This is a genomic window from Desulfocucumis palustris (assembly GCF_002933875.1).
GTDB classification, from domain to species: domain Bacteria; phylum Bacillota; class Desulfotomaculia; order Desulfotomaculales; family Desulfocucumaceae; genus Desulfocucumis; species Desulfocucumis palustris.
Genome location: NZ_BFAV01000001.1, coordinates 1 through 7,662 on the forward strand (window position 1 = coordinate 1; position 7,662 = coordinate 7,662).

A 7,662-nucleotide genomic window follows, 5' to 3' on the forward strand; every position below is an offset into this window, starting at 1 on the left:
CGCAATATTGAAGCATTTGTCATCGACAAAACTGCAATAACGGCTCAGCAGCTCACTGATCTGCGCACGATCAGCAAGTTTAGTTAATTCTGTGGTCATGTCATGCTCTTGTTGAACTGATTTTTCATTCATTGCAATTCTCCTTTATACTATTTACAGATTGATATTGCTGCATATCGTGCTATTTTAAGATCATTTTCTTTAAAGCTTGTATTTGTGTCTCATTTACTAGCGGCAGTTTTTTTTGCAGCCTTGACTTTTGGTCTTCCGTAAGGCTGCTGTGGAAAGCCTTTAACTTTTCAACCAGTCCCGGTGTTAAATAATTATTTTCTTTCATTCGGATCAACTCCAATATTTTTAATAGTTGGTCTGCACTGATATCTTGATTAAATGACAGCAGTGTTTGGACCTGTTCAAGCTCATGGCGCAGCTTTTCCTTTAACTTTATCTGCTCACTTATGATTTCGAGATGAGCTTGAACGACGAGCATCGGATTATAATTCGGATTTTCAATAAAGTTGTAAATTTCCTCTAATGAAAGTCCAAGTTGTTTTAGAGACAATATCTGCTGAAGTTTTAATACATCGGCCTTTGTGTAAAGCCTATGCCCGGCTTCAGTAAATTCAGAGGGCACTAACAGACCTATTTGGTGATAATGGCGCAGTGTTCTTACTGTAATTCCGCACTGGCTTGCAAGCTCACCGATTTTCCAAGTGGTTTTTGACATCCTTTCACCACGTTTCGTACGATTTTTTTGTCGATAAATAAAGTATACAGCCTGACGTTACGTCAGTTGCAATAGGCTTTTCAATTATTATATCTATTTGTTATTAGCCTAATCTTGTTGGCAGAAATAATAACAAATTACGGGTGCATTTTCTAACGAAGATACCCTGCTTTTTTTATGCCCTTTTTTGTGGCTTAAAATTATCATCAATAAAAATGGAGGTAATCAAAATGGTAAATGAAACAATGCGTATCTTTTTCCCGCTGAAAATCGTCAGCTATCCTCAGTATGACTGCTCGGAGGATGACCGGGAGGATATCTCTCCCAAAGAGGCAGTGGCGTATGGGAGCAAATCCTTGCCGCCATCGCCAAGGAGAATCGGTTTTTTGAAAATGACTGTGGCCTTGCCGAGTAGTGCGTAGTAGGAATGCAAAGAAAAGATACGTAGGAATCCTTAATTCTCAGCACTTTGCGCGATACATCCAAAGGAGCTTGAAAGGCTGTAACAAAATTATTGATTGATTTCATAGCATGAAATGAGTATTATACGGTTAGAATGTTACTACGAGGAGTTGATACCATGCAGATTAAACCGTCCGCAAGCATCAGGCAAAATTACAATGAAATTGCGGCCTTGTGCAAATCCACCGGGGAGCCTGTGTATCTTACGAAAAACGGTGAAGGCGATCTCGTGGTTATGGATATTGAGGCGTTCACCCGCCGTGAAAAAATGCTCAAGCTGCGCGAGGAACTGCTGGCCGTTGAGGAAGACCGTCTGGCCGGACGCGCCGGAGTGACGCCGGATGAGCTGGATAGTTATCTGGAAGGCATTATCGATGAGGTGGAACATGGAAAAGAAGCCTCAATATAAAGTGATTGTATCCGACCGTGCCCGCCAGATGCTGGCGGGCCACGTGCGTTTTCTGGCACAGAAAAGTCCTTCTGCCGCCCGAAAAACAAAGAGTGAATTTAATGGATGTGATGCGCTCCCTTTTCACCATGCCGGAGCGTTTTCCATTTCTCAATGCTGAATTTATACCGCTGAACAAATATCATAAGATGTTTGTGGAGAAATGGCACCTGATTCTGTATCAGAGCAAGGATCAGACGGTGTACGTTGACTATATTGTGGATTGCAGACAGGATTATGGCTGGCTGATACAGTGAACTTTTATATAGAAAAGGGTGGTAACGAAATACATTTATACCTTTATACCTTGACATTTGGTTAGTGCCTTTAAGGTTTGCTTCATTTTAAAAAGAATCTTCCCCACTTTAATTATAACATATAAAAAATTCTAAATGCAGACTATTTGTTCCGATTTGCCACTGCTATAATGCAATAGTACGTTAATGCGATTTGTTGGAGAGAATTATTTATGGAAAGAATGTCATAAAAATTATCAAAGAAGAAATCGCCAAGGGGGGAGATGTATGAGTTCCTTTGTGCTTGGTTTTCAGGATATTGACAAAACAAAACTTATGGTTGTTGGGGGCAAAGGCGCGAATCTGGGAGAGTTTTCCAGGATTGAAGGAATACGCGTACCGGATGGCTTTTGTATTACTACTGAAGCCTTTAAAAGAATCATTGGGGAAACGCCGGCGATTAACGAATTACTTGATCAGTTATCGCTTCTTAAGGTGGAAGACCGGGATAAAATCGGTGAACTTAGCGGTGAGATTCGCAGGGTCATCGAAGGGACAGCCATCCCTGAAGACATTCATGAAGATATCACCCGCTCCCTCTCCGGGCTTGGAGAAAAAAATGCCTATGCGGTACGATCCAGCGCGACCGCGGAGGATTTACCGACTGCCTCCTTTGCAGGCCAGCAGGATACGTATTTGAACATTATCGGAAAAGAGGCAATCCTAAAGCACATCAGCAAGTGCTGGGCCTCGCTGTATACCGGGAGGGCAGTAATTTACCGCCTTCAAAACGGCTTCGACCACCGTAAAGTCCAACTGTCCGTGGTTGTTCAGAAAATGGTCTTCCCGCAGGCGGCAGGAATATTGTTTACTGCCGATCCCGTCACTTCTAATAGGAAGGTGTTATCCATTGATGCCGGCTTCGGACTTGGCGAGGCCTTGGTCTCCGGCCTGGTGAATGCTGATATCTATAAAGTGCGTAACGGCAAGGTTATCGATAAGAAGATATCCACCAAGAAGCTGGCTATTTATGCCTTAAAAGATGGCGGTACTAAAGAACAGGAGCTCCCGCCCGAGCAGCAGAATAGGCAAGTGCTGACGGATGAGCAGATTTTGCAGCTTGAGCGCGTGGGCAGAAAGATCGAAGAACATTTCGGCCGCCCCCAGGACATCGAATGGTGTTTGGCTGATGATACCTTTTACATTGTCCAGAGCCGGCCAATCACTGCTTTATACCCCATCCCCGAAGCGGATGATCAGGAAAATCACGTTTATGTATCTGTCGGTCATCAGCAAATGATGACCGACCCCATGAAACCATTGGGAATGTCGATATTCCGGTTAACATCTTTTGGACCCAGGTTTAAAGCTGGTGGAAGGTTGTTTGTTGATGTTACACCTATGCTGGCTTCACCTGACAGCAGAGAAATTTTATTGGATACCATGGGACAACACGATCCACTCATAAAAGACGCACTCATGACCATAATAGAGCGAGGAGATTTTATAAAACCGTTACCAAATGATAAGAAAGAACAGAGTCCAAGTAAAAGCAATAAAGGCATGTTGTCTTCGGGTTTTCCTACACAAATTGAAAACAATTCGACAATCGTTTCTGATTTGATTAAGAGTAGTCAAACATCGATAGAAGAGTTAAAACAAAACATCCAAACGAAATCAGGATCGGCTTTATTTGATTTTATCCTGGAAGATATCCAGGAGTTAAAGAATATTTTATTTGACCCACAAAGTTCAGGTGTGTTTATGGCTGCCATGGATGCTTCATCATGGATCAATGAAAAAATGAACAAATGGTTAGGTGAAAAAAGCGTAGCAGACACGCTTTCTCAATCTGTACCAAACAATATCACTTCGGAAATGGGTCTGGCGCTATTGGATGTGGCAGATGTGATTCGTCCTTATCCGGAAATAATTGATTATTTACAACATGTAAAAGATGATAACTTTTTGGAGGAACTGGTTAAGTTTGCTGGTGGACAGGGAGCCCGGGACGCTATCTATGCTTATCTTAACAAATACGGAATGCGATGTGCCGGAGAAATCGATATTACTAAAACTCGTTGGAGCGAAAAACCAACTGCACTTGTCCCCATGATTCTCAGTAACATCAAAAACTTTGAGCCTAATGTCGGCCATCGGAAATTCGAGCAAGGACGACAGGAAGCTCTGAAAAAAGAACAAGAGTTATTGGATCGACTGAAGCAATTACCGGATGGTGAACAAAAAGCCAAAGAAACAAAAAGAATGATCGACCTAATCCGGAATTTCATCGGTTATCGTGAATATCCAAAATACGGCATGATTAATCGCTACTTTGTTTATAAGCAGGCTTTATTGAAAGAAGCCCAACAACTCCTTCAAGCCAACGTTATTCATGAAAAAGAAGATATATACTATCTCACTTTTGAAGAACTTCGCCAAGTGGTACGCACAAATAAACTGGATTACCAGATCGTCAGCAAACGAAAAGACGAGTACAAATTATATGAAAAACTAACTCCCCCGCGTGTTATCACGTCTGATGGTGAAATCATCGCAGGTGAGTACAAACGGGAAAATCTCCCAGCCGCAGCTATTGTAGGGCTATCTGTTTCTTCCGGAGTTATAGAGGGACGGGCACGTGTCATCTTAAACATGGAGGATGCTGAGCTGGAAGATGGAGATATATTAGTCACCTCATTTACCGACCCTAGCTGGTCACCATTGTTTGTATCCATAAAAGGCCTGGTCGCCGAAGTTGGCGGACTGATGACCCACGGAGCAGTTATCGCACGTGAATATGGCTTACCAGCAGTTGTCGGAGTGGAGAATGCCACCAAGCTGATAAATGATGGGCAGCGAATTCGCGTGCATGGAACAGAAGGGTATGTAGAAATACTATAATGGGGAAGATGTTTTGAGTACCATTATGAATTGTAATAATATTCTGGTGATGGATCAGGGAAGGATTGTAGAGCGGGGACTTACCGGGAGCTGATGGAGAAGGACGGGATTTTTACCGAACTGGACAGGAGACAGCTGTCCTAAGTATCCGCAGTTTCTTCAGGCTGCATCTTTTGTATCTTCAGGGCATATCGAAGATTTTGTATTATTGTTGAAAAAATAATGCCGAATTTGAAGCAAGGATTTCATTAAACTATTTCCGGAGTGTAACTGAAGTTTTTGAGTGCCAAATATATGTTAACGGTTGACCTGAACATATGTTTGGTCTTATTATTATATTGTCACAATAATTTACAATATTCTGGAGGTATTAATGTAAAAGATAATAATAAAGATGGTCAGAATAAATTAACTACCAATTTTTTGGGGATGATGGTTTTTAATAACGGCACTAAATATAGGAAGGGATGATTTGGTGATTGCCAATGAGACTTTAAAAATCATTAAACAACGCAGGAGTATCAGAAGTTTTAAAGATGAACAGATTAGGGAGGAAGAATTACAGGCGATGCTGGAAGCGGGGTTGTATGCTCCTTACGCTTGGGAGCAGGGGCGGCATTTTACAGTAATTCAAAACAAAAAACTGCTGGACAGGCTGAACCTTGCAGCTAAAGAAGCCGCTAAACAAATGGATATGGAGCATTTTAGGAATCTTGGGAATAATGAGAAGTTCAATTGTCTGTACGACGCACCGACACTGATAATAGTCTCCGGCAATGAGCAAGCCCCCATACCTCTGGAAGCGGATTGCGCCGCCGCCACTGAAAACTTGCTGCTCGCCGCGGAGTCGATGGGACTGGGGTCGTGCTGGATTTTCTTTGTATTGTTGGCGTTTAATTCACCCCAGGGTTCTGAATTGCGAAAAGAACTGAAAATACCCGATGGCTACAAACCTTACTATTCGGCTGTTTTTGGGTATAAGAAAGCCGCAGCTGTCAATGTGCCGGACAGGAAGCCCAACCTCATTACATATGTCAGATAATATTAACCGAATGGCAACAAACCCATATAAAGCCGTATTAATTTATATAAAGCGCAACGAGCCGGGGGACATTTCCCTGGTTTTTTTGTCGATTACAACATGCAGGACAAAGTCCAAGCGCTACCATTAGCGGCCTGAAAACCGGATAAACACGATTTCAATCCGGCGCCGTTGTAAATGAAGTCCTGAAGGGAATCGGGATGGAGCCGGATAAGGAAAAAATCGGTGTTATTCTTGGGCCATCCGGCTCGGGAAAATCCACGCTGATGAATAGCATATACGATTTATGTTGACCGACGGTCAGTAAGGTGATATCCTTATATTGACCTATGGTTAGTATGGTTATAAGGAGGTAAATCCCATGCCCTTGCAACTTTATGATAAAGAAAAAATTTTGGACGCATGTTTTCATGTATTTGCTCAATATGGATATGCTAATACCTCGACTGCAATGCTGGCGGACGCGGCTGGTATATCCAAAGCACTAGTATTTCACCATTTCAAGAGCAAAAAAGATCTGTATCTTAGTGTTTTGGACAGATGTATCGAAAAAGGAAGAATTGAAATGGGTTTTGATACACTATTGGAAAGCCAGGATTTTTTTGAAGCTAAAGAAAAATCAAGTATCATCAAATTCAATTATTATAAAAATAATCCCAATTTAATGAGAATTATGAAAGAAGCTTTTTATGCGACACCGGATGAACTTAAAATTGAGATTCAAGATAAATATGGAGTGCTGCTTACTAATAATGAAAAAGAATGGAAACGTTTATTCGAAAAGGTTTCTCTTAGAGAAGGCGTGGATCGTGAGCAGGCTTTCAGACTGGTCATGCTTACACTGGATTATTTCGATAACAAGTATTTATCAGATGTAGAGAATAGTGATGATTTGGAAGAAACGTATCTTCGAGACTTTCTTGAACAGAGGAACGGTTTTCTTTCTATGATACGATTTGGAATTGAAAAGTGAAGCAAGGGGTGCGCTTATGATAAATATGGTAAAAAACTTTAAGGAGTTGACTTCTGAGCTTCAGGCCTTTGCCGGCGGGAAAGGCGGTATGCTGGCCAGAATGTTCCAAGGCGGATATCCTGTACCGGAAGGGTTTGTTGTTTTACCATCGGCTTTTCAGGAAGAAAAGCTAAATAGGAAAGCCTGGCAAGAGATACTGATATTTCTAAACGCAATAAGAAAGAACAATGAAGGAGCGCTATTCGCAGTGAGGTCCTCTGCTTTAAGCGAAGACTCAGCCCAAGCCTCCTTTGCAGGGGAATTTGAAACTGTTCTTAATGTAGGAACGGATAAAGAGATACAGGAAGCCATCTATACAGTCTTTAGATCAAGGCAGTCGGAGAGAGTAAAAGCGTACAGCTCTGTTCAAGGTATTGATCAGTCTCATCAAATTGCTGTAGTTGTTCAGTTGATGGTGCCGTCTGAAATATCAGGGGTTTTGTTTACTGCTGATCCTATAACAGGGAGTTTCGCAAGCATGATAGGCAATTATGTGCATGGATTGGGAGAACAGCTTGTTTCCGGAGAAGCAAATGCATATGACTTTATATTCAAGACACGCCGGATTGGTGCAGAAGGATGAAGAAAGCTATTAAGAAAGTAAACACCAGGGAGGAATTACTGAACTTATGGAAGCATGAACTTGAGCCCTATAACACAAAGGCATGGTGGGGGCTGATCGTCAGCGGAAGCAAAGCCGTGCTTGCCTTAACCTTGGGTAAAAAGCTTACAAAGCTAGGAGAGTGTTGAAAAACTCTTGATTTAGAGAGCCACTTTTCTTAGCGAAACAAGGTAATCATCTCTTAAACGTCGAATTATAAAGAAAACAGG

General features: G+C 41.9%; 7 protein-coding genes and 3 pseudogenes. 9 read left to right on the forward strand and 1 reads right to left on the reverse strand.

Annotation, left to right across the window (positions count from 1 at the left end):
• Positions 1 to 181: 181 nt before the first annotated feature.
• Positions 182 to 727, reverse strand: a complete 546-nt coding sequence (locus DCCM_RS00005; protein WP_104370433.1) for a MerR family transcriptional regulator — start codon at positions 725 to 727, stop codon at positions 182 to 184.
• 230 nt (positions 728 to 957) lie between these two features.
• Between DCCM_RS00005 and DCCM_RS00010 the strand changes: the two are divergent.
• The 9 genes and pseudogenes from DCCM_RS00010 to DCCM_RS18350 form a co-directional block, all read left to right on the forward strand.
• Positions 958 to 1,139 (forward strand): annotated as a pseudogene (locus DCCM_RS00010) (hypothetical protein); the annotation flags it as partial.
• A 168-nt stretch (positions 1,140 to 1,307) separates the two neighbouring features.
• Entirely contained in the window at positions 1,308 to 1,598 is a 291-nt protein-coding gene (locus DCCM_RS00015) for a type II toxin-antitoxin system prevent-host-death family antitoxin (RefSeq protein ID WP_104370434.1), read from the forward strand.
• Positions 1,576 to 1,894 (forward strand): annotated as a pseudogene (locus DCCM_RS00020) (type II toxin-antitoxin system RelE/ParE family toxin). Before DCCM_RS00015 ends, DCCM_RS00020 begins: the two are co-directional and overlap by 23 nt.
• A 267-nt stretch (positions 1,895 to 2,161) precedes the next feature.
• A complete protein-coding gene (gene ppsA / locus DCCM_RS00025; protein WP_104370435.1) occupies positions 2,162 to 4,777 on the forward strand; it encodes a phosphoenolpyruvate synthase in 2,616 nt (871 codons plus the stop codon).
• A 475-nt stretch (positions 4,778 to 5,252) separates the two neighbouring features.
• Positions 5,253 to 5,819, forward strand: a complete 567-nt coding sequence (locus tag DCCM_RS00035; protein ID WP_104370439.1) for a nitroreductase family protein — start codon at positions 5,253 to 5,255, stop codon at positions 5,817 to 5,819.
• A gap of 170 nt (positions 5,820 to 5,989) precedes the next feature.
• Positions 5,990 to 6,097, forward strand: a pseudogene (locus tag DCCM_RS00040) (ATP-binding cassette domain-containing protein); the annotation flags it as partial.
• Between the two features lie 83 nt (positions 6,098 to 6,180).
• On the forward strand, positions 6,181 to 6,792 hold the full coding sequence (locus DCCM_RS00045; RefSeq protein WP_104370437.1) for a TetR/AcrR family transcriptional regulator: 612 nt from the start codon (positions 6,181 to 6,183) through the stop codon (positions 6,790 to 6,792).
• 16 nt (positions 6,793 to 6,808) lie between these two features.
• The gene (locus tag DCCM_RS00050; RefSeq protein ID WP_104370438.1) at positions 6,809 to 7,414 is read left to right on the forward strand and encodes a PEP/pyruvate-binding domain-containing protein; all 606 of its coding nucleotides are present in this window, start codon (positions 6,809 to 6,811) and stop codon (positions 7,412 to 7,414) included.
• Entirely contained in the window at positions 7,411 to 7,581 is a 171-nt protein-coding gene (locus tag DCCM_RS18350; protein WP_165791962.1) for a hypothetical protein, read from the forward strand. The genes DCCM_RS00050 and DCCM_RS18350 overlap by 4 nt, the downstream gene beginning before the upstream one ends.
• The last annotated feature ends 81 nt before the right edge of the window (positions 7,582 to 7,662 follow it).